This is a genomic window from Pseudomonas huaxiensis (genome assembly GCF_003231275.1).
GTDB lineage: Bacteria > Pseudomonadota > Gammaproteobacteria > Pseudomonadales > Pseudomonadaceae > Aquipseudomonas > Aquipseudomonas huaxiensis.
Genome location: NZ_QKVL01000003.1, coordinates 147,184 through 168,396, shown reverse-complemented (window position 1 = coordinate 168,396; position 21,213 = coordinate 147,184). Strand labels below are relative to the sequence as shown.

The following is a 21,213-nucleotide window of genomic DNA, read 5'->3' as shown; positions in this document are numbered from 1 at the left end:
CGGCCATTCTACCCGAGGTGAGTCACAGGCGGCACTGTACAAAAAACGATCAAGTGCCGCGCGTGCCCGGTTTCAAAGGGCCAAACGGGCTTTCGCTCAGGTTATCCACAAGCGGTTCCACAGTCATTGTGGGTAATCCAGCACCCGTTGCGCGCTGTGGTGGAGGATGCCGTGGCGACGGGCGAGGGCTTCGCGGTCCTTGCTGTAGCCGCCGCCGATCACGCCCACCACCGGGATATCGCGGCCCAGGCAGTGGCGCAGCACGCAGGTATCCCGCGCGGCCAGGCCTTCGTCGGTGAGTTGCAGGTAGCCGAGAGCGTCGTCCTTGTGCACGTCGACGCCGGCGTCGTAGAGCACCAGGTCTGGCTGGTAGAGCGGCAGCAGGTAGTTCAGCGCATCGTCCACCACCTTCAGGTAGTCGGCGTCGCCCATGCCACGGGGCAGCGGAATGTCCCAGTCGCTGCGGGCCTTGCGCGCGGGGAAGTTCTGCTCGCAGTGCAGCGAGACGGTGATGGCGTCTGGCGTGTGTTCGAGAATCCGCGCGGTGCCGTCGCCCTGATGCACGTCGCAGTCGAAGATCAACACCCGGTGAACCCGGCCGGCCTCCAGCAGGTAATGGCTGATCACCGCCAGGTCGTTGAAGATACAGAAGCCGGCCGGATGATCGTAATGGGCATGGTGGGTGCCGCCGGCCAGGTGGCAGGCGATGCCGTGTTGCAGCGCCTGTTCCGCCGCCAGCAGGGAGCCGCCCACTGCGCGCACGGTGCGCCGGGCCAAGGCTTCGCTCCAGGGCAGGCCGAGGCGGCGCTGGTCCTCGCGGGACAGGTCGCCGTTCAGGTAGCGTTCGATGTAGCTGCGGTCATGGGCCAGGGCGAGGATGTCGCTGGGGCAGATTTCCGGCCGCAGCAGCGCCGCGTCGGTGGTCAGCCCGCTGTCGATCAGGTGGTCGTGCAGCAGGCGGAACTTGTCCATGGGAAAGCGGTGTTCGGCAGGGAATTCCGGGCTGTAGTCGTCGTGATAGACAAGAGGCAGGCGCATGGTGGGTCCGCTTGTGGAGATCGGCCGATCTTGCCAGTTGCCCGGCGAGGTGCGCCAGCGCCGGGCGATGATGGCCATGCAGGGCCAGCATTGCCTGCCTACGCTGTAGAATGCGAGGCCGTGGATTCTGGAGGCGCTGATGACCCCCATACTTGAACTGGAAAGTGCGCGCTTGCTGCTGCGTCAGTGGCAGGACGATGACCTGAAGGAGTTCGCTGCCCTGTGCGCCGACCCGCAGGTGATGCGCTATTTCCCCGCGCCCCTGACCCGGCTGGAGAGCGCCGCGCTGATCGGGCGGATCCGCGGGCATTTCGCCGAGTACGGCTTTGGCCTCTGGGCGCTGGAGCGCAAGGATACGGGCGCCTTCATCGGCATGACCGGGCTGACCAACGTCAGTTTCGACGCCGATTTCACCCCGGCGGTGGAAATCGGCTGGCGCCTGGCCCGGCGTCACTGGGGCCTGGGCTTCGCCAGCGAGGCGGCCTGGACCTCTCTGCGTTGCGCCTTTGCCCAGATGGGCCTGGAAGAAGTGGTGTCGTTCACCAGCCGCGACAACCTCGCGTCGCAGAAGGTGATGCAGGCCATCGGCATGCAGGCCGACCCTGCCGGCGACTTCGAACACCCGAAAGTCGAAACCGGCCATCCGCTGCGTCCCCACGTGCTGTACCGCATCGACCGCGACCAGTGGCGGTCCACCTTGCGCGGCTGAATCAGCGAACATACAGGCCAGTAATGACAGATCCTGTATCATTTGCCGCCTTGCGCCCTGCTTTGGAGAATCTCGAATGAGCCACGTGTTGGACGATCTGGTCGATCTGTTGAGTCTGGAAGCGATAGAGGAAAACCTCTTCCGCGGCCGTAGCCAGGACTTGGGCTTTCGTCAGCTCTACGGTGGCCAGGTGCTCGGCCAGTCGCTGTCGGCCGCCAGCCAGACGGTCGAAGAGGCGCGCCACGTGCACTCTCTGCATGGCTATTTCCTGCGTCCGGGCGACGCGACCATGCCGGTGGTCTACTCGGTGGACCGCGTGCGTGACGGCGGCAGCTTCAGCACCCGGCGAGTGACGGCGATCCAGAAGGGCAACCCGATCTTCACCTGCAGCGCCTCGTTCCAGTACGACGAAGAAGGCTTCTCGCACCAGGGCCAGATGCCCGACGTGGTCGGCCCGGAAAATCTGCCATCGGAAGTGGAACTGGCCCGGGCCATGGCCGACCAGCTCCCCGAGCACATTCACGACAAGCTGCTGTGCGCCAAGCCCATCGAAGTGCGCCCGATCACCGAGAAAGACCCCTTCAATCCCAAGCCCGGCGATCCGGTGAAGTACGTCTGGTTCCGCGCCGACGGCACGCTTCCCGACTCCCAGGCCCTGCACAAGTACATGCTGGCCTACGCCTCCGACTTTGGCCTGCTGACCACCTCGCTGATGCCCCACGGCAAATCGGTGTGGCACAAGGACATGCAGATCGCCAGCCTCGACCACGCGCTGTGGTTCCACGGCAACCTGCGTGCGGACGAGTGGTTGCTGTACGCGATGGACAGCCCGTGGGCCGGCAATGCCCGTGGTTTCTCCCGCGGCAGCATCTTCAACCGCGCGGGGCAGTTGGTGGCGTCGTCGTGTCAGGAAGGGCTGATTCGCCACCGCAAGGACTGGACATGAGCCTCGCCGAGATTCGTCACTGGGTGTTCGACATGGACGGCACCCTGACGGTGGCCGTGCATGATTTCGCGGCAATCCGCGAAGCGCTGGGCATTCCCCCCGAAGACGACATCCTCACCCACCTCGCCGCGTTGCCGGCGCAGGAAGCCCAGGTCAAGCATGCGTGGTTGCTGGAGCATGAGCGGGACCTGGCGATTGCGTCGAAACCGGCGGCGGGCGCGGTGGAGCTGGTGCGGGACCTGGCGGCGCGCGGTTATCAACTCGGCATCCTGACCCGCAATGCGCGGGAGCTGGCGCATGTGACGCTGGAAGCGATTGGCCTGGCCGACTGCTTTGCGGCGGACAGCGTGCTGGGCCGCGACGAAGCGCCGCCGAAACCGCATCCGGGCGGTTTGTTGAAACTGGCCGAGGCCTGGGATGTGGCGCCGGCGCGGATGGTGATGGTCGGTGATTACCGCTTCGACCTCGACTGCGGCCGCGCCGCTGGAACCCGCACGGTGCTGGTGAACCTGCCGGATAATCCCTGGCCGGAACTGACGGACTGGCATGCGGCGGATTGCCGGGCGTTGCAGCGTTTGTTGGCGGGCTGACGGCGGGATCTGTCCACTTCATTCTGTAGTTATTGATGGCCTCATCGCTGGCAAGCCAGCTCCCACAAGGATCTGAGGTGCGCCCCGGACCCTGTGGGAGCTGGCTTGCCAGCGATGGGCCGCAAAGCGGCCCCCGGGGCCTCAGAACTCCCAGCGCGTCGTCACCATCACATTGCGCGGCTCACCGTAATAGGTGGTATCGAAGTTCCCCAGCCCGCTCAGGTAGCGCTTGTCCAGCACGTTGTTGGCATTGAGCGTGAAGCTCAGGTGCTCGTCGTACTGGTAGCGGCTCATCAGGTCCACCAAGGTGTAGCCACCCTGTTTGATGCGGCTGTAGTCGTTGAGCACCGGATTCCAGATATTGCCGTAGAACGCGCTCTGCCAGCTCGCCCCGCCACCCACGGTGACCTTCTCCAATGCGCCCGGCAGGCGGTAGGTGGTGAACAGGCGGACCAGGTGCTCAGGCATGGTGGTGGTCATCGGGAAGCCGAAGATGCGTTGCTCATCAGCGTCGCGGGTGCGGGCATAGGTGTAGCCCGCGCTGATGTTCCAGCCCTCCAGCGGCTCGCCGGCCACTTCCAGCTCCAGCCCTTTGGTGGTGGCGCCGTCGGTGGATTTGTAGATGCCTTCGTTGGTCACAGGGTTAGTGCCGATCGACTCGGCGACGTTGTCTTGCTCGATGCGGAACAGCGCCAGGCTGGCGTTCAGTTTGCCGCCAAGGAACGCGGCCTTGAGCCCGGTCTCGTAGCTGTCGCCTTCCACCGGATCGAGGGTCGCGCCGTTGATGTCCTTGTTGGTCTGCGGCTGGTAGATCGAGGTGTAGCTGGCGTACACCGACCAGGTGTCATCGAGGTCGTAGACCACACCGGCATAAGGCGTGACCACGCCATGCTGTTCATAACTGGCCTGGCTGTCCTGGAACACCGGGTTGAGGCCGTCGTAGTTGTAGTCATCGTCGTACTTGAAGTTGCTGACCCGCGTGCCGAGGATCACCGACAGGTCGTCCGCCGGCTTCAGGCGGGTGGCGATGTAGGCGCCGTTCTGCCGTTTGTTCTGCTCGTACTTGCCGTTCTTCGGGAATACCGGACGGTCGATATCGCCCTGCCAGTCGTAGATGCTCCCGGGGACCATGGCGAACAGGCTGGTGTCGTAGGTGGCGCCGGTCTGGCGTGAGGTCGAGTTGTTGAAGCCGACCACCAGATCATGCTCGCGGCCGAACAGGCTGAACGGTCCGGACAGGCTCAGGTCAGCGCTGTTCTGCACGCGATGGCCTTCCCAGCGACCCCAGTAGAAGAACATGCCGTCGCCCGTGGCGCGGTCCGGGTTGCCGCCGCTGGCCGAGGCCAGGCGGGTGTCGTGGTCGGACTGCATCTGGTTGAGGCTGAGCTTGAGCGTCCAGTCGTTGGCCAGTGCCTGTTCCACGCTGGCGAAGTAGGTGCGGCTCTGGAAGTCGCGGCGGCTCCAATCGGCGCCGGGGTTGAACGAGCGTGAGAAATCGGTACGCCCGCCGTCGGCGAAGAACACCGGGTTGCCGGTCCAGGAGGTACCGCGAGGTGTGGTGGTCTGCTGGTCGATGCCGACGGTCAGCAAGGTGTCGGGGCTGAGGTCGGCTTCGAGAATGCCGTACCAGACTTCTTTTTCCTGCTGGTAGTGATCCTGGTAGCCCTTGCGGTCCTGTTTGGCGCCGACGAAGCGGCCGCGCAGGCTGCCCGAGTCGTTGAGCGGGCCGGAGATGTCGCCTTCGCCGCGATAGTTGTCCCACGAGCCGGCGCTACCGGTCAGCGAGGCCTGGAATTGCGCGGTGGGCTTCTTGCGGATCAGGTTGACGGTCGCCGACGGATCACCCGAGCCGGTCATCAGGCCGGTGGCGCCCTTGAGCACTTCGACGCGGTCGTAGGTGGCCATGTCGACCTGGGTCACGCCCTCGTTGTAGACACCGTCGTAAACGGTGTTCACCCCGTCGTACTGGTAGTTGGTGATGACCATGCCACGGCTGGAGAACTCGGTGCGGTCGCTGTCCCAGACCTGGCCGGCGACGCCGGGGGTGTTGCGCAGTACATCGGCGATGCTCTTGGCGCCCTGGTCGTCCATCTGCTGGCGGGTGACCACGGTCACCGATTGCGGTGTTTCGCGGATCGACAGCGGCAGTTTGGTGGCGGTGCGGGTCACGCCGGTGGTGTAGCTGCCGGAGCGCTCGGTGGTTTCGCCAAGCCACTGGCCATCGATGCTGGTGGCGCCCAACTCCACGGCGCTGCCGTTACCGGCGGGGACCAGCACATAGCCGCCGTTGCTCTGGCGCTGGGCGCGCAGGCCGCTGCCGGCCAGCAAGCGGGCCAGGCCGTCTTCGACGCTGAAGTTGCCTTGCAGCGCGGCGGACTGGCGGCCTTGGGTCTGGCGGGCATCGAACGTCAGGGTGATCCCGGCGCGGGTGGCGAACAAACTCAGGCTGGTGCCCAGCGGACCCGCGGCGACCTGGAACTGCTGGCTGGCGCTTTGTGCCATGGCCTGGCCGGGCAGGGCGCTGAGCAGCGGCAGGGAAACCATGGGCAGGCCAAACAGCGCCAGGCGGACAGCACGAACCAGGGGGATGGACGCTCGCGGGAAGAACGGGGGCATGCGGTATACCTTTTGGGGTGGCGGGGCGGAGGGCGGTTGTTTGGGCAATAAGCCCATCGCGAGCACAAAGTCCTGTAGGAGCGAGCTTGCTCGCGATGGGGCCGGCATCGCCTCTGAAGGCCGCGTTATTCCGTAGCCGTGCTACCGACGAAAAATGGCCACCCCCGCAGCCAATTTATTTTTCAGGCGGCTTCGATGCTGACCCAGTAGCGGGTCAGGTAACGCACCTTGACCGGCAGCGCCGCACCGAGGTTTTCCAGCAGGGTGTCGGTGTCATCGACGGGGAAGGCGCCGGACAGGCGCAGGTCCGCCACCGCCTCGGCGCAGCGCACCACGCCGGGCCGGTAGCGGCGTAGTTCGGCGACGAAGTCGGCCAGGCGCCATTCGATCACCGTGAGCATGCCCAGGGTCCAGGCGTCGGCCCCCGGCGCGGCGGCGTTGACCAGGGCCATGTACTGATGGTCGAAGCGCACGCTCTGCCCGGCGTCCAGGCGCAAGGCTTGTTGCGGTTGACCATGGGTGCGGATTTCCACCGCGTGTTGCTGCACGCTGACCCGGCTGACGCCATCATCGCTGCGCACGCAGAATCGGGTACCAAGGGCGCGGACGCGGCCTTCGGCGGTCTGCACGATGAACGGTCGGCCGCGTGGATCGCTGGCGGTCTGCACGCTGATTTCGCCGCGGTGCAGGCGCAGCAGGCGCTGTTGGTCGTCGTAGTCGATGTCCAGCGCGCTGTCGGTGTTGACCTGCAACTGGCTGCCGTCGGCCAGTTCGATCCGCCGCCGTTCACCCTTGCCGGTGCGCACGCCGGCAAACAGGGCCTGGGCGGGAGCGCTGTCCTGCACGATCCAGCCGCTGGCACCGGCGGCCAATAGCAACGCCAGGGTCTTGAGCACCGCACGGCGGCGGGCGCGCACGCCGGCGAGGGTTGGCAAGGCGACTTCTACCGGCAATCGACCCATCTGCGCCTGGACCTTTTCCACCCGCGCCCAGGCGCGTGCGTTGGCCGGGTTCTGTCCCAGCCAGTCCTGCCAGGAACTGAGCAAGGCATCGTTGGGCGTCCCTGCGTTGAGCCGCACGTACCAGTTGGCGGCGGCTTCGAGGGTGTGCAGTTCCAGTGGCGGGGCCATGTCAGTCTTCCGTGAGCAGCAGGCAGTGGGTCATGGCGCGGGCCAGGTGTTTCTTCACGGTGTTCAGCGACACCCCGACGCGCTCGGCGGCGGCGCTGTAGCTCAGACCTTCGAGCTGCACCGCGAGGAAAATCCGTCGGGTGCGCTCGCCGAGGCCGTCCAGCAGGGTGTCCACCGCCACCAGGGTTTCCAGGATCAGAACGCGGGTTTCCGGCGATTCGACCACCCGTTCCGGGCGCGCCGCCAGCTCGGCGAGGTACGCCTGTTCAACGGCGCGTCGGCGAAATTTGTCGATCATCAGGGCGTGGGCGATGGAGCCGAGGTAACTGCGCGGCTCGCGGATAGTCTGGGCGTTGCGTGCGTTGAGCACGCGGATGAAGGTGTCCTGCGCCAGGTCGGCGGCATCGCTGGCATTGCCCAGGCGGGCGCGGAGCCAGTTTTTCAACCAGCCATTGTGTTCGCTGTAGAGGGCATGCAGGGCGGCGTGTTCGGAAGTGGACATGGCGAAGGCGAGAGGTAATTGATAATTAGTCGCAATATTGTGGTCTGTTGGTCGATTCTGCAAGCGGGCGCGCTTGACCCCGGTCGGACTCGGGCCAAGACTGCTTGACTGTCCCTTCGCATCGGCTGGATTCAGGAGAACTCATGAGCAAGGCCATTTACGTTCAACCCGGCGGCGGTTACGACAAGGTCGGCGTCGGCAACAGCGACGCCGCCGCCCCGGCAGCGGGCGAGATCACCGTGCGCCTGCACGCCAACTCCCTCAACTACCACGACTTCGCAGTGGTCAGCGGCCTGTGGGGCCCGACCGCGCCGCGCATTCCCATGGCCGACGGCGCCGGCGAGGTGATCGCGGTGGGCGCGGGTGTCAGCGAGTTTGCCGTGGGCGATTCGGTGGTCAGTACCTTCTTCCCCGACTGGCTGGATGGCGAACCGCTGGTGGAAGGTTTCGCCACGGTGCCGGGCGATGGCATCGACGGCTATGCGCGGGAAGTGGTGACGGCACGGGCGACCTCGTTCACCCGCGCGCCCAAAGGCTTCAGCCACGCCGAGGCCTCGACCCTGACCACTGCCGGCCTGACCGCCTGGCGCGCGCTGATGGCCGATGATTCCCTCAAACCGGGCGACACGGTGCTGGTGCAAGGCACGGGCGGGGTGTCGATCTTCGCCCTGCAGTTCGCCAAGCTGGCCGGAGCCACGGTGATCGCCACCTCGTCCAGCGACGAAAAGCTGGAGCGGCTCAAGGCCCTTGGTGCCGACGAGGTCATCAACTACCGCAGCACCCCGAACTGGGGTGAGACGGTGCGGGCGCTGACTGACAACCGCGGCGTCGACCACGTGATCGAAGTGGGCGGCCCGGCGACTCTGGAACAATCGATGACCGCCGTACGCATCGGCGGGCATATCTCGCTGATCGGCATCCTCACCGGGGTGGCGGGACAGTTGCCGCTGGTCCAGGCGCTGGTGCGGCAGATCCGCCTGCAGGGTGTGCTGGTGGGCAGTCGTGCGCAGCAGCAGGCGATGATCCGCGCCATCGACGCCAACGGATTGCGCCCGGTGATCGACAAGGCGTTCGAGCTGGAGCAGATTGTCGAGGCGTTCCGCTATCAGGAGAGCAACCAGCACTTCGGCAAGATTTGCCTGAACTTCTGAAGGCAGCCGGCCCGGGCGCAGGCCGACGTGCCTGTTACCGGGCGTCCTGCTCGAGGGCGTGCAATACGTCTCGGGCGAAATGGGTCAGCTCGCGGTAGTCACTCTTGCCGTGGTGGCGGTCCAGGAAGAACCCGCGTAGCCCGAAGGCCCGCGGGCCGTCCCGGTCGCAACGCTGAGAGTCGCCCACCATCCAGGTGATTTCACTGGACGATGCCAGCCGCTCGCAGGTGGCCTGGTAGATCGCCTCGTCCGGTTTCATCACGCCCAATTCGCAACTGAATGCGTAGGCATCCAGCGTCGGATACAGGCGCTGGACCGCATCGCAGTAAGGGCTGGCGAGGTTCGAGCAGACCGCCACGCGAATGCCTTGATCCTGCAGCAGCGCGACAGCCTGCAATCCATCGGTGTAGGCCTCGATGCTGGCCAGCTCATCGCTGAGCAACTGCTGCAGTGCGCTCAGTTGTTCACGGCTGACGTCGATCCCGAGGACGTTGGCGGCTTCTTCCAGGGATAACGGAGTCTGCATCAGCCAGCGCGTGTCATCCGCCTGGGGCTTGCGACCTTGCGCCTGGCCCAGCTTCAACAGACGGCGATACGGATGCCGGGGGCGGCGGATATGCAGCAGGGTGCCAAAGGCATCGAAGATCACGGCAGGGTGTGGCATCGGCAGGTTCCGTGCGACAGGGAAGAAGGCATTTGAACACCTTGTCGCGCCGCTGTGCAGTCGCGCCGGCAACAATCCGAATGAACCCCGACGCGTCTGGTACGCCTAACGTGAACAGCCAAACGGGAGATGTCTTATGGAACACGGCTACTTGTGGATCACCCTGGCGGTGCTACTGGCGCTGCTGGAAATCTGGGCCATCAAGCGCATCATCGGCAGCACCGTGCGGGCCGAAAGCAAGATGATGTGGATCCTCTTCGTGGTATTCGTACCGTTCATCGGGCTGTTGGTCTGGGGCGTCAGCGGCCCCAAATCCCGACCTGACGTGCCGCTGTCCAAGGAAGGCTGAGTGCCCTCCACATAACCGCGTCAGCCCATCAGCCGCTCCGACAACAGCACCACGGCGATGGCGATCATCGCCGCGCCGGACAGCCGGCTGACGTTTCGCGCTGCTGAAGGGCGGGTTTGCAGAACACTGCGCGCGCCGAAACCCACCATCAAGTAAATGATTGCGCAACTCACAGCGTGCAGCAGGCCGAGGGCGATGATCTGCACGGGCAGCGGCCAGTTGGACAGGGGATCGGTGAACTGCGGCAGCAACGCCAGGAACAGCAGGAACACCTTGGGATTCAGCCCGCTGACGCAAAAGCCCTTGATCGCCCAGCTCGACCAGGAGTCCGCCTTCTGCTCGCCGGCTTGCGGTGTCGATGGTTTCCACAGCATGTTGATGCCCATCCACAGCAGATACAGCGCGCCGGCGATGGTCATCACCGACAGCGCCAGCGGATTGCTCGCCAGCAAGGCGCCGGCCCCCGCCGCGACGATCACTGTCGCCAGCAAATGCCCGGAGAGCAGGCCCGCCACCGCCGGCACCACCCAGCGCCCGCGAATTCCCGCGGAGATGGCGTAAGCCCAGTCCACGCCGGGGGTGATCACGAACAACAACGACACCGCCCAGAACGTGGCCAGCACACTGACAGTCATTTGAGGCTCCAGCTTTTTTCCTGTGATATGAAGGGCGAGCCGTGAACTTCGCCGGGTTACCAGAAGAATAAGGAAGCACGGCCAGGATTATCTTTCGTATATCCTGACAGTTCGCCTGTTGAGTGGAAGAACCTTCCAGATGGACCGCATTGACCGAAATATTCTTGCCGAGCTGCAACGTGATGGTCGGCAATCGCTTACCGAGCTGGCCGATCGCGTCGGCTTGAGCTTGTCGCCATGCCACCGCCGGGTGCGGGCACTGGAAGAGTCCGGGGTTATCCAGGGCTACCGCGCCTACCTGTCGCCCACCGAGCTGGGCTTGAGTTTTGCCGCAATCGTCTTCGTCACCTTGCGCGAAGGCCACCAGCAGGCGGTCCAGGATTTCGAAGCCGCCCTGCCGGAGATTCCGCAAATCCTCGAAGCACAGCGCCTGTTCGGCGACCCGGATTACCTGCTGCGCATCGTCACCCGCGACCTGCCGGCCTTCCAGCAGCTCTACGACGAGCACCTGGCGCGGCTGCCCAATGTGCAGCGGCTGAGTTCGACGCTGGTGATGAAGCAGGTGATTCGGGATCGGCCGTTGCCGGTGTGAAAGGGAGGCGTACAGGTTAATGCCAGTCAGTTAGCGTTTTGGCGCCTATGTTGGGGCTGCTTTGCAGCCCTTCGCGAGCAAGCTCGCTCCCACAGGATCCTGGCCAAGGTGCAGGTTATGTGGGAGCGAGCTTGCTCGCGAAGGGCCGCAAAGCGGCCCCAATTGGTTTAACTGACTGGCATTAGGCGTACAGGTGGTGTTGCGTTCAAGGCCGGCCTTTTCGAACGCAGCGTGTTGTCACCGGCAAAAGTGACACCACTGGTGACACTAACCCATCCCGGCGTAATGGACGTTTTCCGCGATGCCTATGTGGTCGAGTTCCTCGGCCTTCGCGGTGGGCATGTCGAGAGTGACCTGCATCGGGGATTGCTGCTGCGGCGCATTGAGCATCGCGCCAATCGATAGCCTTTAGCGGCAACCCCCTTATGGCTGCTCCAGCCTCACCCCCTGATCCCACACCAACCCGAACCGCCCCAGATACTTGCGCAACCGGTCCGCATCATTGGGCGTCTGTTTTGCCTGTCGTGAGACGGCGAACAACTGCCGTCCGGCCTCGGAAAGGCTGCGGGCGTGCTGGCACACTTCGATCACCGCCTGCAGCTGCACGCGATCGAACAGGTCGAGGTTGTCCAGGTCATCCCCCAGCAAGTCCCGCAACGGCTCGCGGGCGGGAGCGGAGCCCCAGGCGTGGCGCAAACGGTCGATTTCTTCTTCGACCAACGCTTGGTCGATCCGGCCGCTGTCAGCCAGGGTCGCCATGCGCGTGATGGACGCGGACAGTTCGCGGAAGTTGCCGGCCCAGCGGGCTTCCGGCGAATGGGCGAACGCCAGGTAGTGACGCCGCGCTTCAAGGTTGAAGCGCACCAGTCGGCCCTGTTCCTGGGCATGCCGTTGCAGCTCGAAGTCGATGTTCGGTTCGATGTCTTCGCGCCGGCCCGCGAGCCCCGGCAGTTCGAACGTCCACAGGTTGATGCGGGCATACAGGTCTTCGCGGAACAGGCCTTCGGCAACCCGCTCGCGCAGGTCGCGGTGGGTGCCGGCGATCAACTGGAAGTCGCTGCTGACTTCGCGGTCGGAACCCAGCGGGAAGAAGCGTTTTTCCTCGATGGCCTTGAGCAGCATGGCTTGTTCGTCCGCGCCCAGTTCACCGATCTCGTCGAGGAACAGCATGCCGCCGTCCGCCGCGCGCAGCAGCCCTTCGCGGGCGTTTTGCGCGCCGGTGAAGGCGCCTTTGATATGGCCGAACAGCGCCGACATCGCGCCATCGCCGCGCAGGGTGGCGCAGTTGATCTCGACAAAGCGGCCCTGGAACTGATGCCGCGCCCGTTTGAGTTCGTAGATGCGCCGGGCCAGGAATGATTTGCCCGCGCCGGTCGGGCCGATCAGCAGCATGGGCGCGCGGGAGCGTCCGGCGACCCGCTCGATCTGCTCGATGGAGCGGTTGAACGCGGCGTTGCGCGTGGCGATGCCGGACTTGAGAAACAGCAGGCTTTCTTCGTGCTCGCGCCGAAAGCGCGAGGCGATGCGGTCGTAGCGCGACAGGTCTAGGTCGATGATCGCCACCCGGCCTTCAGGCTTCTGTTCTTCTTCCCGGCGCCGCGCGGGTGAGGTCTGCACCAGGCGGCCCGGCAGGTAACGCGCTTCGGTCAGCAGGAACCAGCAGATCTGCGCCACGTGGGTGCCGGTGGTGATGTGCACGACGTAGTCTTCGTGCTCGGTGTCCACGGGGTAGGCACTGACGAAATCATGCAGCGCGCCATACACCTCTTCGAAATCCCACGGGTCGCGCAGCCGCATCGGTTGCAGGCGGACTTCGGTCTGCGGCGACACTTCCCGCACATCGGCGGCAATGCGTTCGGCCAGGCCGGTGTCGCGGGCGTCCATGCCGTGGATCAGCTCCAGGCGGTCGACCTGCAGTTCCGCTTGCTGGCACAGCCCCACGGTCGGCCGCCATTTCCACCAGCGCGCGGCGCCCTTGCCGACACGGTCGAGGGTGGAGCCGAGGAATCCGATGGCGACTGTTTTCTTCGCTTTCATGAGTTATCCATAAAGATAAATAGCGATAGCAAAATATAAGAAAACATTACTGCTTACTACGCTGGTTTCGGCCTTTCTGTGTGACGTATTTATTTAAATGATATTTAAATCAATAACTTAATAATTTTTTAGGGCGCGAAAAATAAAGCTGGCACGCCGCTCGCAATATCCTTCTCGACCATCGCTGATGCAGCCCACGGGTCGAGGTTCACAACCTCGCCGGTGCCCGAGCCCACCCTGGTGTCGGTGTCGGGCATGCCGCTGTATCGAAGTGGGGTCAATGCGATAGCTCAGTTGGTAGAGCAGTCACCTTCGGGTGATCGGCCGCAGGTTCGACTCCTGCTCGCAGTTCGATAGCTCAGTCGGTTAGAGCGGCCATCCCGGATGGCTTGTCGCGGGTTCGATTCCCGCTCGAACACTGCCCTGTTAAGGCAGCTACTCATCACTGCAATACCCGCCGGTGTGGCGGTGGGAAAAGCGTCGTCAGCCCACGTGGCCAGCAACGTCAGACCCAATGCCAGCGCCGACCCGCCCGGTCCGCTGATCGGGCCCGCGACAAGACAGGCTTCGGCTGGAGGATCCGGCCACAGGGACAGGATGTCCGTATGCCGCGTCTCTTGCGGGCTTCATCGGCGATACCCGGCGGGCCGGCGAACACCGGCACCCTGGATGATCGAAATTAGAGAAGGAAAACAGATTATGAAAATGCTCAAGCGCTTTACCGTGAAGAAGAACGAACGTGGCCTGCTGTACTCGGAAGGCGACTTTCTCGCCATCCTGGAGCCGGGCACCCACCGCCATTTCGACTTTCACAACCGCCTGAGCGTGGAGACGTTCAGCCTCAATGCGCCGCTGTTCGAGCACCGTCTGGCCGGTTACCTGCGCCAGTCCGAGCCGGCGCTGGTGGAGCAGTACTTCACCCGCATGGATGTCGGCAGCGACGAGGTCGGCCTGCGTTACGAAGAGGACTGGCTGGTGGAAATCCTCCCGCCCGGCAGTCGCCAGTTGTATTGGAAAGGCCAGGCCGGACAGCGTCTGGAACGGCAGGATTTCAGCCAGGATTACCGGCTGGATGCCGCGCTGGTGGCGCGGCTGAGTCAGTCGAACCTGCGGGGCCGGACCCTGGCGGGGCTGGACGCGGTGTTGATGGTACAGGTGCCGGCGTATCAGGTCGGCGTGCTGAAAATCGACGGCGTGGTGCTGGAACTGCTGCCTGCGGGGCAGTACGGTTTCTGGCGTTACAACCGTCAGGTTAGTGTGGAACTGATCGACACCCGGATTCAGGCGCTGGAAGTCAGTGGCCAGGAAATCCTCACCCGCGACAAGGTGAGCCTGCGCCTCAACCTGATTGCCAACTGGCGTTACGGCGATGTACTGACGGCTTTCTCGCAACTGAGCAAGCCGCAGGAACACCTGTATCGCGAGTTGCAATTCGGCCTGCGGGCGGCGGTGGGAACCCGTAGCCTCGACGAGTTGCTGGAGAACAAGCAACTGATCGACGAGGCGGTGAGCGCCCACCTCGCGGCGCGGTTGGCGGACAGCGGGATCGAGGTCACCGGGTTGGGCGTGCGTGACATCATCTTGCCTGGCGAGATGAAGACCCTGCTGGCCCAGGTGGTGGAAGCGGAAAAGTCGGCCCAGGCCAACGTGATCCGCCGCCGCGAAGAAACCTCGGCAACCCGCTCGCTGTTGAACACGGCGAAGGTGATGGAAGACAACCCTGTCGCGCTGCGCCTCAAGGAGCTGGAAACCCTGGAGCGGGTGGCCGAGCGGATCGACCGGATTTCGGTGTTCGGCGGCCTGGATCAGGTATTGAATGGATTGGTAACGCTGAAGCAGGCCTGAGCCAGGCCTGCCGGCAATGACGGAACACGATGATGAAAGACGCAACCTATCAACTGCTGGAAGTCGCCAACGGCAAGCCGGTGAAAGCCTGGATCGAAGGCGTGCCGCTGGAGCCCGATGCGCGCCAGCAACTGCTGAACACGGCGCGCATGCCGTTTATCTTCAAACACATGGCGGTGATGCCGGATGTGCACCTGGGCAAGGGCTCGACCATTGGCAGCGTGATCCCCACCCAGGGCGCGATCATTCCCGCGGCGGTGGGCGTGGATATCGGCTGCGGCATGATCGCCGCGCGCACCTCGCTGGTGGCAGCGGACCTGCCGGATAACCTGTTCGGCCTGCGCAGCGCCATCGAGAAGGCCGTGCCCCACGGCAAGACCTTCGGGCGCCGCGACCAGGGCGCCTGGGAGCATGTGCCGAACGCGGCCGACCAGGCCTGGTCGGCGATGGCCGGGCGCTTCAAGGCGATCACCGACAAGTACCCGAAGCTGGAGAAGACCAACAACCGTGCGCACCTGGGCACACTCGGCGGAGGCAACCACTTCATCGAGGTCTGCCTGGATGAAGTGAATCGGGTCTGGTTCATGCTGCACAGCGGTTCGCGCGGGGTCGGCAATGCCATCGGCAACCTGTTCATCGAGCTGGCGCAGGCGGATATGCGTCAGCACATCGCCAACTTGCCGGATCGCAGCCTGGCCTATTTCGAGGAAGGCAGCCGGCATTACGACGACTATGTCGAGGCGGTGGGCTGGGCCCAGGACTTCGCCCGACAGAACCGCGAACTGATGATGCAGGCGGTGATTGCTACGGCGCGACAGGTGATCCGCAAGCCGTTCGAGGCCAACCTCGAAGCGGTGAACTGTCACCACAACTATGTGCAGAAAGAGCAGCACTTTGGTGAAGAAATACTGGTGACCCGCAAGGGCGCGGTGTCGGCGCAGAAGGGCCAGCTCGGGATCATTCCGGGCTCGATGGGTGCGAAGAGTTTCATCGTCCGCGGGTTGGGCAACGAAGAGGCGTTCTGCTCCTGCAGCCACGGCGCCGGCCGCACCATGAGCCGGACCCAGGCGAAGAAGCAGTTCACTGTCGAGGACCAGAAACGCGCCACCGCCCACGTCGAATGCCGCAAGGACAAGGACGTGATCGACGAGATCCCGATGGCCTACAAGGACATCGACGCGGTGATGCATGCCCAGCGTGAGCTGGTGGAAGTGGTGCACACGCTGCGGCAGGTGGTGTGTGTGAAGGGGTAGGGAGAACACCGAAATGAACAGAGAAGAGCGACATCCATTGTCCGCCGCGATGCGCGAGCGGGTGCTGGAAGAACTGCAGCGTGTCGAGCGCGAGCAGCAGGTGCGTGTGTTGTATGCCTGCGAGTCCGGCAGCCGCGCCTGGGGCTTCGCGTCGCCGGACAGCGATTACGATGTGCGCTTCGTCTATGTGCATCAGCCGGACTGGTATTTGCGCGTGGAAGAGCCGCGCGATGTGCTGGAGCGTCCGCTGACCGACGAACTCGACCTCAGTGGCTGGGAACTGCGCAAGGCCCTGCGCTTGTTGCGCAAGTCCAACCCGACCTTGCTGGAGTGGCTGGACTCGCCACTGGTCTATCGCCAGGACGATGTGGCGAGCAGGCGACTGCGCGAGCTGGCGCTGGAGTTCCATTCGCCGGCGGCGGTACGGGCGCACTACCTGGCAATGGCGCGGAACAACTACCGCGCGTTTCTGCGCGGCGATGAAGTGCGCTACAAGAAGTACTTCTACGTCCTGCGACCGCTGTTGGCGGTGCGCTGGATAGACCAGGGACTCGGCGTGCCGCCGATGGTGTTTGAGGAACTGCTGGCGGCAACCCTCGATGACCCGGTCCAGTGCGCGGAGATCAATGAACTGCTGCGCCTCAAGCGGCAGGTCGGTGAGGCCGCGTGTGGCCCGGTTCGCCCGGTGTTGCAGCATCTGGTGGAAACCGAGCTGCACCGAGCCGAGAGCATGAGCGCTCCACGCACGCACACCGGTGACGTGTCGAAGCTGGATGCGTTTCTGCGGGAGTGCGTGAGCGCTACGGCTGTTTGATCGGAAAGGCACTGGTTCGCACCGGTGCCTTTTTTGCCTGTCACGGGCTGCGGCTTATCCGAGCATCCACTTGAAACTCCATAAGGCCCCCATGCCCACCGCCAGCGTCAGCAGGGTATTGCGCGTTTTCCAGGCCACGGCGGCGGCGATGATGGCGGCGGGAATTTGCGCGTTGGCGAGTACGAAATCGCCGTGTCCATCGGGGTACATCACTGCGGGCAGGACCAGGGCAGCCAGGACGCTCGCCGGCACATAGGCCAGCGCCCGGCTCACCAGCGGCGGTATGCGCAGTTGTCCATACAGCTCGATGAACGACAGGCGCATGGCGAACGTGCCAACGCCCACCGCCACGAACAATCCCCACAACGCCAGGTCGCTCATGGATGTTCCCCTTTCGCCTGGAGCGTCATGTCGGGTGATTTGCGGCGCAGCCGTTCGATCAGCAGGCCGGCACTGATACCGCCGAGGGAGGCGGTGACCAGTCCGAGGTTGTAGGGCAGGTCCACCGCCAGCACCGCGAGCACGCCGCCGGTGATCGCCGCGCCAAGGCTCGGCAGGCTGCGTATGCCGGGCACCAGCAGCGCAAGGAACGACAGCGGAATGGCAAAGCCCAGCGACCAGCTTTCCGGAATGCTCGCGCCCAGGTAGACCCCCGCGATGACCGACAGATTCCACGCCAGCCACATGGCCACGGCGGTGCCGGCGTAGTAGTGGTGAGCGAACCTGCCGAGTTCGCCGCTGCTCAGCTTGAGGGTGCAGAGTGCGTAGGACTGGTCGGAGAGCATGTAGGACAGCGGCCACTTCCAGCGGCGTGGCAGCGTGTGTTGATGCGGAGCGAGCGAGGCGCTGTACATGATGAAGCGCAGGTTGATGATCAATGCCGTCACGACAATGGCCAGCGGCAGCACGCCATTGTGGATAAGTTGCAGGGCGACCATCTGGGCGGAGCCGGAATAGAACAGCAGGGTCATGCCGATGGCCATGCCGGGCGACATGCCCATCTTGATCGCCATGACGCCGGTGACCAGGCCAAAGGGAATGACGCCGGGGATCAGCGGGATCAGTGCGCGGGTACCTTGCAGGAAGGCTTCCCGACCTGTGCGCAGCGGCATGTCAGGTCCTCGTTGTTATTGTCATATGGCGATACAGTGTAGGGCCCCGGCCCGCCGCGCTGAACCGACTTATTGTTCGAGAAACCAGGCACTTTTTGTTATGACCAAGCGCTCGCAGCCTGACCAGTCCCTGATTGCCATGCCGTCGTTCAAGGCCATGCGTTCCTTCGTGGCCGCGGCCAAGTACCGCAATTTCACCCGTGCCGCCGAAGCGCTGTGTGTCACCCAGGCTGCGATCAGTCGGCAGATTCGCGAACTGGAAACCCATCTCGGGACGGAGTTGTTCGTCCGTTCGGGCCGCGAAGTGATGCTCACCCCATCGGGTGCGGCGTTGTTCGATGCGGCGCAACTGTCGTTGCTCAATATCTTTCAGGCCACCGAGCGTATTCGGCGGCAGAAGAGTGACAAGCGCACCTTGACGCTGTGCTGCTCGCCGGCGATGTCGACGCTCTGGTTGTCACGCCGGATGCACAGCTTCTTCAGTGCGAATCCCGATCTGGATGTGAACATCATCACCACTCAGCATTTCCTGGCGCTAGAGCCGGGAATCGATCCGGATATTTTCGTCACCAAGATTTTCGATCTGCGCCCTGGCTACCTGCGTACGCCGCTGTTTCACGAGGTGGTCTATCCGGTGTGTTCGCCCGGTTACCTGAATGCCCATCCCGAGCTGAAAACGCTGGAGGGTATTCGTAACAGCGTGCTGCTGGACCTCAACCCCTATGGCCGCGCCCAATTGACCGAGCATGTCGACTGGGATGCCTGGTTCGCCTTGCAGGCGCGGGACTGGCCGCTCGCCGCCTCAGACCATTCGCATTACTTCACTAGCAATGACTACGGCCTGGTGGTGCAGATGGCGCTCGATGGGCAAGGCGTGGCGCTGGGCTGGGATCACCTTGTGCGGGATATGGTGCGCGAAGGGCGTCTGGTACGGCCGGTAGCCGAGGAACTGACCCTCAGTGAGGCGTTGCAGTATTTGATCGTCAAGGAAGAAAAGGCTGACGACCCGGCGTGCTTGCGGTTGAAGGCCTGGCTGATCGCGCAGTTCGCCTGACGGGCGAATCGGCGAGAAAACCGCCCGGCCAGGCACGGGCGGTTTTCCGGGGCTCAGAAGTGCGCCTTGACCAACAAGCTGATAGCGCTCTGGTTGGTGCCGCCGAGGATTTCCTCGCCCAGGTAGCTGTTGTCGCTGATCCCGTACTTGTCGCTCCAGTAGTCGTACTCCACGCCCACGTAGAACTTCTCGCCCCAGCCCATGGCCTTGGCCAGGTCGTATTTGATCTGCGGGTTGAAGTGGAAGTTGGCGTGATAGCTCTTGTCGTTGTCGACGACCCAGTCGATGAAGCCGTCGATCACCACATTGGAGTTGCCGACCGGAACGGTGTAGCTCCACACCGGGGTGATCTGCCAGACGTTCTTGCCGTCGCGCTTGCCATCTGGGGTGCGCAGGTAGGTGTTGAGCTGGAAGTAATCGAAGCCGGGAATGTTCAGGTCGACGGCCGGGCCGATCAGGTAGGCGTCGACATCGTCTTCGCCGAACTCGTAGGTCGCGGCGATCAGCACGTCCTTGATCGGGCCGAACGACAGGTTGGCGCCGCTGATCTTGCCGAGGGAAAGGCGCGGGCTGATCTCGCCGTAGAAGCTGTGGCCGTCGCCGGCACCGTTGGTGGCGTCGGTGTTATATTTGATGCCGTCGACGAAGACGAACAGGTCACCGAAGCTCCAGCCGCTGGCGTGTTCGAAGGTCACGGTCTGCTGCTTGGGCGGGTCGATCTTGAAGTCGACGCCATTGAGGTAGGTGAGGCTGTTGTCCTGCCACAGCAGAAGGTCGCCGGCCATGGCCTGACCGGTTGCCAGCAGACCGCTCGCCAGCAGCAGGGAAGTGGTGGTGCGAGTCATCGAAAGCTCCTGATTTTTGTGTTGTTCAAGCGTTGAACCTGTCGTGTTGGTCAGGCTTTGAGTGAGAGAGCAAGAACGGCGCCAATTCCTGTCTTGCCGGACAGAATTACGGTTTTTCCCGGTGTTTTTTCGTTATTGGCGGTAAGCGGGGCGTTGGCGCTGCCGCAACAGCGCGCAACGGCCTGGTTGCGCGCTATTGCTCGGGACGGGGTTGCTTCAGGATGGCGCGTTGCTGCGCCATCGCGGGGCTCAGGCCTTGGCTTCCTCGCGGCGGTAGGCGTAGGTGTCGGCGAAGCGCGAGAGCATGTAGGCGCTGCAGGATACCGGCGGGTACTTGGGCGAGTTATCGCTGCCCGAACAGTTGGGCAGGCAACTGATTTCGGTGTCCGGGTGCGGCTCGGCGAAGAACGGCATCGAGTAGCGATCGACGCCCAGCGGGCTGATCACCCGGTGCGGAGTGGAGGTGTAACGGTCGTTGCTCCAGCGCGCCATCATGTCGCCAATGTTGACCACGTAGGTGCCCTCGATCGGCGGGGCGTCGATCCATTCGCCAGCCAGGTTCTGCACCTGTAAACCACCGGCATTGTCCTGATAGAGCAGGGTCACGCAGCCATAGTCCGTATGCGCGCCGGCGCCTTGCTGATCGGCGCTGCTGGCGGTCTGGCGCGGCGGGTAGTGGATCATGCGGAACACGCTGATCGGGTCGGCGAAGCGTTGGTCGAAGAAGTCCTGGTCGATGCCCAGCGCCTCGGCCATGGCGCGCAGCAGGGTCAGCGACAGTTCGTGCATGTCCTGGTAGTGCTGTTGCAACAGCGTTTCCCAGCCAGGAATGTCCGGGTGACGGTTGGGGCCGCGCAGCGGTTTTTCCGCGAGCACGTCGGGATGCTCGGCGCTCATGTGGAAACCCATGTCGAAGGTTTCCTTGAGATCACTCGGCCGGCTCGGGTCGAGTTGTTCGGTGGCGATGGCGCCGTAGCCGCGGTGGTGGGCGCTGCGGGTGATGTCGATACGCAGTTTTTCTTCCGCCGGGCGGGCGAAGAAATCTACCGCGGCGGCGTTCAGTTCGGCGATGCGCGTGGCCGGGATCGGGTGCCCCTTGATGTAGTAGAAACCCCATTGGCGGCAGGCGGCGTCGATCTGCCGGGCCACGGCCTGGCGGGCGGCGGGGTCGTCCTGGTACAGCGGGGCGATATCGATGATCGGCAGGGTGTTCATGGTTGGCTCCAAGAAGTGCGGACCCCGGTGTCGGTGGGCGGGTCCGTGGTGCTGCGAGTCTTCTCGTACCCATGCAGCGAAGAGATCGGCGGGGCCGATCTTGTGCGCGGTTCTCC

General features: G+C 64.0%; 22 protein-coding genes and 1 tRNA gene. 11 read left to right on the top strand and 12 right to left on the bottom strand.

The genetic code is table 11. The features are described from left to right. Positions 1–123: 123 nt before the first annotated feature. Positions 124–1,038: a histone deacetylase family protein gene (locus tag DM374_RS05710; protein ID WP_110969116.1), complete on the bottom strand. Its 915-nt coding sequence runs from the start codon at positions 1,036–1,038 to the stop codon at positions 124–126. A gap of 139 nt (positions 1,039–1,177) precedes the next feature. Here DM374_RS05710 and DM374_RS05705 point away from each other — a divergent pair, with 139 nt between their 5' ends. The 3 genes from DM374_RS05705 to DM374_RS05695 all read left to right on the top strand — a co-directional run bounded on the left by DM374_RS05705 (position 1,178) and on the right by DM374_RS05695 (position 3,283). Continuing rightward, positions 1,178–1,747 (top strand): GNAT family N-acetyltransferase, encoded by a 570-nt coding sequence (locus tag DM374_RS05705; protein ID WP_110968998.1) that lies wholly within the window; start codon positions 1,178–1,180, stop codon positions 1,745–1,747. 76 nt (positions 1,748–1,823) lie between these two features. Further along, positions 1,824–2,693: an acyl-CoA thioesterase II gene (gene tesB, locus DM374_RS05700; RefSeq protein WP_110968997.1), complete on the top strand. Its 870-nt coding sequence runs from the start codon at positions 1,824–1,826 to the stop codon at positions 2,691–2,693. Then, on the top strand, positions 2,690–3,283 hold the full coding sequence (locus tag DM374_RS05695) for an HAD family hydrolase (RefSeq protein ID WP_110968996.1): 594 nt from the start codon (positions 2,690–2,692) through the stop codon (positions 3,281–3,283). The genes tesB and DM374_RS05695 overlap by 4 nt, the downstream gene beginning before the upstream one ends. Before the next feature lie 141 nt (positions 3,284–3,424). On the opposite strand, the gene DM374_RS05690 is transcribed toward DM374_RS05695, so the two are convergent. The 3 genes from DM374_RS05690 to DM374_RS05680 all read right to left on the bottom strand — a co-directional run bounded on the left by DM374_RS05690 (position 3,425) and on the right by DM374_RS05680 (position 7,531). Continuing rightward, positions 3,425–5,899: a TonB-dependent siderophore receptor gene (locus DM374_RS05690; RefSeq protein WP_110968995.1), complete on the bottom strand. Its 2,475-nt coding sequence runs from the start codon at positions 5,897–5,899 to the stop codon at positions 3,425–3,427. 182 nt (positions 5,900–6,081) lie between these two features. Then, positions 6,082–7,029 carry a FecR domain-containing protein gene (locus tag DM374_RS05685; protein ID WP_110968994.1) on the bottom strand — a complete coding sequence of 316 codons (948 nt, stop codon included), beginning with the start codon at positions 7,027–7,029 and terminating at the stop codon, positions 6,082–6,084. 1 nt (position 7,030) lies between these two features. Then, a complete protein-coding gene (locus DM374_RS05680; protein ID WP_110968993.1) occupies positions 7,031–7,531 on the bottom strand; it encodes a sigma-70 family RNA polymerase sigma factor in 501 nt (166 codons plus the stop codon). A 143-nt stretch (positions 7,532–7,674) separates the two neighbouring features. Here DM374_RS05680 and DM374_RS05675 point away from each other — a divergent pair, with 143 nt between their 5' ends. Continuing rightward, positions 7,675–8,682 (top strand): zinc-dependent alcohol dehydrogenase family protein, encoded by a 1,008-nt coding sequence (locus tag DM374_RS05675; RefSeq protein WP_110968992.1) that lies wholly within the window; start codon positions 7,675–7,677, stop codon positions 8,680–8,682. A 34-nt stretch (positions 8,683–8,716) separates the two neighbouring features. Here the strand turns inward: DM374_RS05675 and DM374_RS05670 are convergent, their stop codons facing one another. After that, on the bottom strand, positions 8,717–9,346 hold the full coding sequence (locus DM374_RS05670) for an HAD family hydrolase (RefSeq protein ID WP_110968991.1): 630 nt from the start codon (positions 9,344–9,346) through the stop codon (positions 8,717–8,719). A gap of 136 nt (positions 9,347–9,482) precedes the next feature. On the opposite strand from DM374_RS05670, the gene DM374_RS05665 reads away from it, so the two are divergent. Further along, positions 9,483–9,695 carry a PLD nuclease N-terminal domain-containing protein gene (locus DM374_RS05665; protein WP_110968990.1) on the top strand — a complete coding sequence of 71 codons (213 nt, stop codon included), beginning with the start codon at positions 9,483–9,485 and terminating at the stop codon, positions 9,693–9,695. 20 nt (positions 9,696–9,715) lie between these two features. Here DM374_RS05665 and DM374_RS05660 read toward each other — a convergent pair whose 3' ends face one another. Further along, positions 9,716–10,330 (bottom strand): LysE family translocator, encoded by a 615-nt coding sequence (locus DM374_RS05660; RefSeq protein WP_110968989.1) that lies wholly within the window; start codon positions 10,328–10,330, stop codon positions 9,716–9,718. Positions 10,331–10,469: 139 nt separating this feature from the next. On the opposite strand from DM374_RS05660, the gene DM374_RS05655 reads away from it, so the two are divergent. Further along, complete coding sequence (locus DM374_RS05655; RefSeq protein WP_095159969.1) at positions 10,470–10,922, top strand: Lrp/AsnC family transcriptional regulator; 453 nt, start codon at positions 10,470–10,472, stop codon at positions 10,920–10,922. A gap of 423 nt (positions 10,923–11,345) precedes the next feature. Here DM374_RS05655 and rtcR read toward each other — a convergent pair whose 3' ends face one another. Next, positions 11,346–12,959 (bottom strand): RNA repair transcriptional activator RtcR, encoded by a 1,614-nt coding sequence (gene rtcR, locus DM374_RS05650; RefSeq protein WP_110968988.1) that lies wholly within the window; start codon positions 12,957–12,959, stop codon positions 11,346–11,348. A 128-nt stretch (positions 12,960–13,087) separates the two neighbouring features. Beyond that, entirely contained in the window at positions 13,088–13,216 is a 129-nt protein-coding gene (locus DM374_RS34050) for a hypothetical protein (protein WP_263854256.1), read from the bottom strand. A 22-nt stretch (positions 13,217–13,238) separates the two neighbouring features. Between DM374_RS34050 and DM374_RS05645 the strand changes: the two genes are divergently transcribed. The 4 genes from DM374_RS05645 to DM374_RS05625 all read left to right on the top strand — a co-directional run bounded on the left by DM374_RS05645 (position 13,239) and on the right by DM374_RS05625 (position 16,871). Then, a tRNA-OTHER gene (locus DM374_RS05645) sits at positions 13,239–13,307 on the top strand. Positions 13,308–13,658: 351 nt separating this feature from the next. Beyond that, a complete protein-coding gene (locus DM374_RS05635) occupies positions 13,659–14,804 on the top strand; it encodes a slipin family protein (protein WP_110968987.1) in 1,146 nt (381 codons plus the stop codon). A gap of 32 nt (positions 14,805–14,836) precedes the next feature. Beyond that, entirely contained in the window at positions 14,837–16,057 is a 1,221-nt protein-coding gene (locus tag DM374_RS05630; RefSeq protein WP_095159966.1) for an RtcB family protein, read from the top strand. 13 nt (positions 16,058–16,070) lie between these two features. Beyond that, positions 16,071–16,871 (top strand): nucleotidyltransferase domain-containing protein, encoded by an 801-nt coding sequence (locus DM374_RS05625; protein WP_110968986.1) that lies wholly within the window; start codon positions 16,071–16,073, stop codon positions 16,869–16,871. A 54-nt stretch (positions 16,872–16,925) separates the two neighbouring features. On the opposite strand, the gene DM374_RS05620 is transcribed toward DM374_RS05625, so the two are convergent. Both DM374_RS05620 and DM374_RS05615 read right to left on the bottom strand, forming a co-directional pair. After that, positions 16,926–17,252 carry an AzlD domain-containing protein gene (locus DM374_RS05620; protein ID WP_110968985.1) on the bottom strand — a complete coding sequence of 109 codons (327 nt, stop codon included), beginning with the start codon at positions 17,250–17,252 and terminating at the stop codon, positions 16,926–16,928. After that, positions 17,249–17,983: an AzlC family ABC transporter permease gene (locus tag DM374_RS05615; RefSeq protein WP_110968984.1), complete on the bottom strand. Its 735-nt coding sequence runs from the start codon at positions 17,981–17,983 to the stop codon at positions 17,249–17,251. Before DM374_RS05615 ends, DM374_RS05620 begins: the two co-directional genes overlap by 4 nt. A 100-nt stretch (positions 17,984–18,083) precedes the next feature. Between DM374_RS05615 and DM374_RS05610 the strand changes: the two genes are divergently transcribed. After that, on the top strand, positions 18,084–19,037 hold the full coding sequence (locus DM374_RS05610) for a LysR family transcriptional regulator (RefSeq protein WP_177431513.1): 954 nt from the start codon (positions 18,084–18,086) through the stop codon (positions 19,035–19,037). 53 nt (positions 19,038–19,090) lie between these two features. Here DM374_RS05610 and DM374_RS05605 read toward each other — a convergent pair whose 3' ends face one another. Next, entirely contained in the window at positions 19,091–19,882 is a 792-nt protein-coding gene (locus DM374_RS05605) for an outer membrane protein OmpK (protein WP_110968983.1), read from the bottom strand. A gap of 249 nt (positions 19,883–20,131) precedes the next feature. Beyond that, positions 20,132–21,097 (bottom strand): 2-oxoglutarate and iron-dependent oxygenase domain-containing protein, encoded by a 966-nt coding sequence (locus DM374_RS05600; protein ID WP_110968982.1) that lies wholly within the window; start codon positions 21,095–21,097, stop codon positions 20,132–20,134. Between the last annotated feature and the right edge of the window lie 116 nt (positions 21,098–21,213).

Excerpts from the sequence above, each read along its gene's own strand:
- DM374_RS05665 (WP_110968990.1), top strand. The coding sequence starts at position 9,483 with ATGGAACACGGCTACTTGTGGATCACCCTGGCGGTGCTACTGGCGCTG.
- DM374_RS05695 (WP_110968996.1), top strand. The coding sequence starts at position 2,690 with ATGAGCCTCGCCGAGATTCGTCACTGGGTGTTCGACATGGACGGCACC.
- DM374_RS05675 (WP_110968992.1), top strand. The coding sequence starts at position 7,675 with ATGAGCAAGGCCATTTACGTTCAACCCGGCGGCGGTTACGACAAGGTC.
- rtcR (WP_110968988.1), bottom strand. The coding sequence starts at position 12,959 with ATGAAAGCGAAGAAAACAGTCGCCATCGGATTCCTCGGCTCCACCCTC.
- DM374_RS05710 (WP_110969116.1), bottom strand. The coding sequence starts at position 1,038 with ATGCGCCTGCCTCTTGTCTATCACGACGACTACAGCCCGGAATTCCCT.
- tesB (WP_110968997.1), top strand. The coding sequence starts at position 1,824 with ATGAGCCACGTGTTGGACGATCTGGTCGATCTGTTGAGTCTGGAAGCG.
- DM374_RS05620 (WP_110968985.1), bottom strand. The coding sequence starts at position 17,252 with ATGAGCGACCTGGCGTTGTGGGGATTGTTCGTGGCGGTGGGCGTTGGC.
- DM374_RS05690 (WP_110968995.1), bottom strand. The coding sequence starts at position 5,899 with ATGCCCCCGTTCTTCCCGCGAGCGTCCATCCCCCTGGTTCGTGCTGTC.
- DM374_RS05635 (WP_110968987.1), top strand. The coding sequence starts at position 13,659 with ATGAAAATGCTCAAGCGCTTTACCGTGAAGAAGAACGAACGTGGCCTG.
- DM374_RS05655 (WP_095159969.1), top strand. The coding sequence starts at position 10,470 with ATGGACCGCATTGACCGAAATATTCTTGCCGAGCTGCAACGTGATGGT.
- DM374_RS05615 (WP_110968984.1), bottom strand. The coding sequence starts at position 17,983 with ATGCCGCTGCGCACAGGTCGGGAAGCCTTCCTGCAAGGTACCCGCGCA.
- DM374_RS34050 (WP_263854256.1), bottom strand. The coding sequence starts at position 13,216 with ATGCCCGACACCGACACCAGGGTGGGCTCGGGCACCGGCGAGGTTGTG.
- DM374_RS05630 (WP_095159966.1), top strand. The coding sequence starts at position 14,837 with ATGAAAGACGCAACCTATCAACTGCTGGAAGTCGCCAACGGCAAGCCG.
- DM374_RS05625 (WP_110968986.1), top strand. The coding sequence starts at position 16,071 with ATGAACAGAGAAGAGCGACATCCATTGTCCGCCGCGATGCGCGAGCGG.
- DM374_RS05705 (WP_110968998.1), top strand. The coding sequence starts at position 1,178 with ATGACCCCCATACTTGAACTGGAAAGTGCGCGCTTGCTGCTGCGTCAG.
- DM374_RS05605 (WP_110968983.1), bottom strand. The coding sequence starts at position 19,882 with ATGACTCGCACCACCACTTCCCTGCTGCTGGCGAGCGGTCTGCTGGCA.
- DM374_RS05660 (WP_110968989.1), bottom strand. The coding sequence starts at position 10,330 with ATGACTGTCAGTGTGCTGGCCACGTTCTGGGCGGTGTCGTTGTTGTTC.
- DM374_RS05670 (WP_110968991.1), bottom strand. The coding sequence starts at position 9,346 with ATGCCACACCCTGCCGTGATCTTCGATGCCTTTGGCACCCTGCTGCAT.
- DM374_RS05600 (WP_110968982.1), bottom strand. The coding sequence starts at position 21,097 with ATGAACACCCTGCCGATCATCGATATCGCCCCGCTGTACCAGGACGAC.
- DM374_RS05610 (WP_177431513.1), top strand. The coding sequence starts at position 18,084 with ATGACCAAGCGCTCGCAGCCTGACCAGTCCCTGATTGCCATGCCGTCG.
- DM374_RS05680 (WP_110968993.1), bottom strand. The coding sequence starts at position 7,531 with ATGTCCACTTCCGAACACGCCGCCCTGCATGCCCTCTACAGCGAACAC.
- DM374_RS05685 (WP_110968994.1), bottom strand. The coding sequence starts at position 7,029 with ATGGCCCCGCCACTGGAACTGCACACCCTCGAAGCCGCCGCCAACTGG.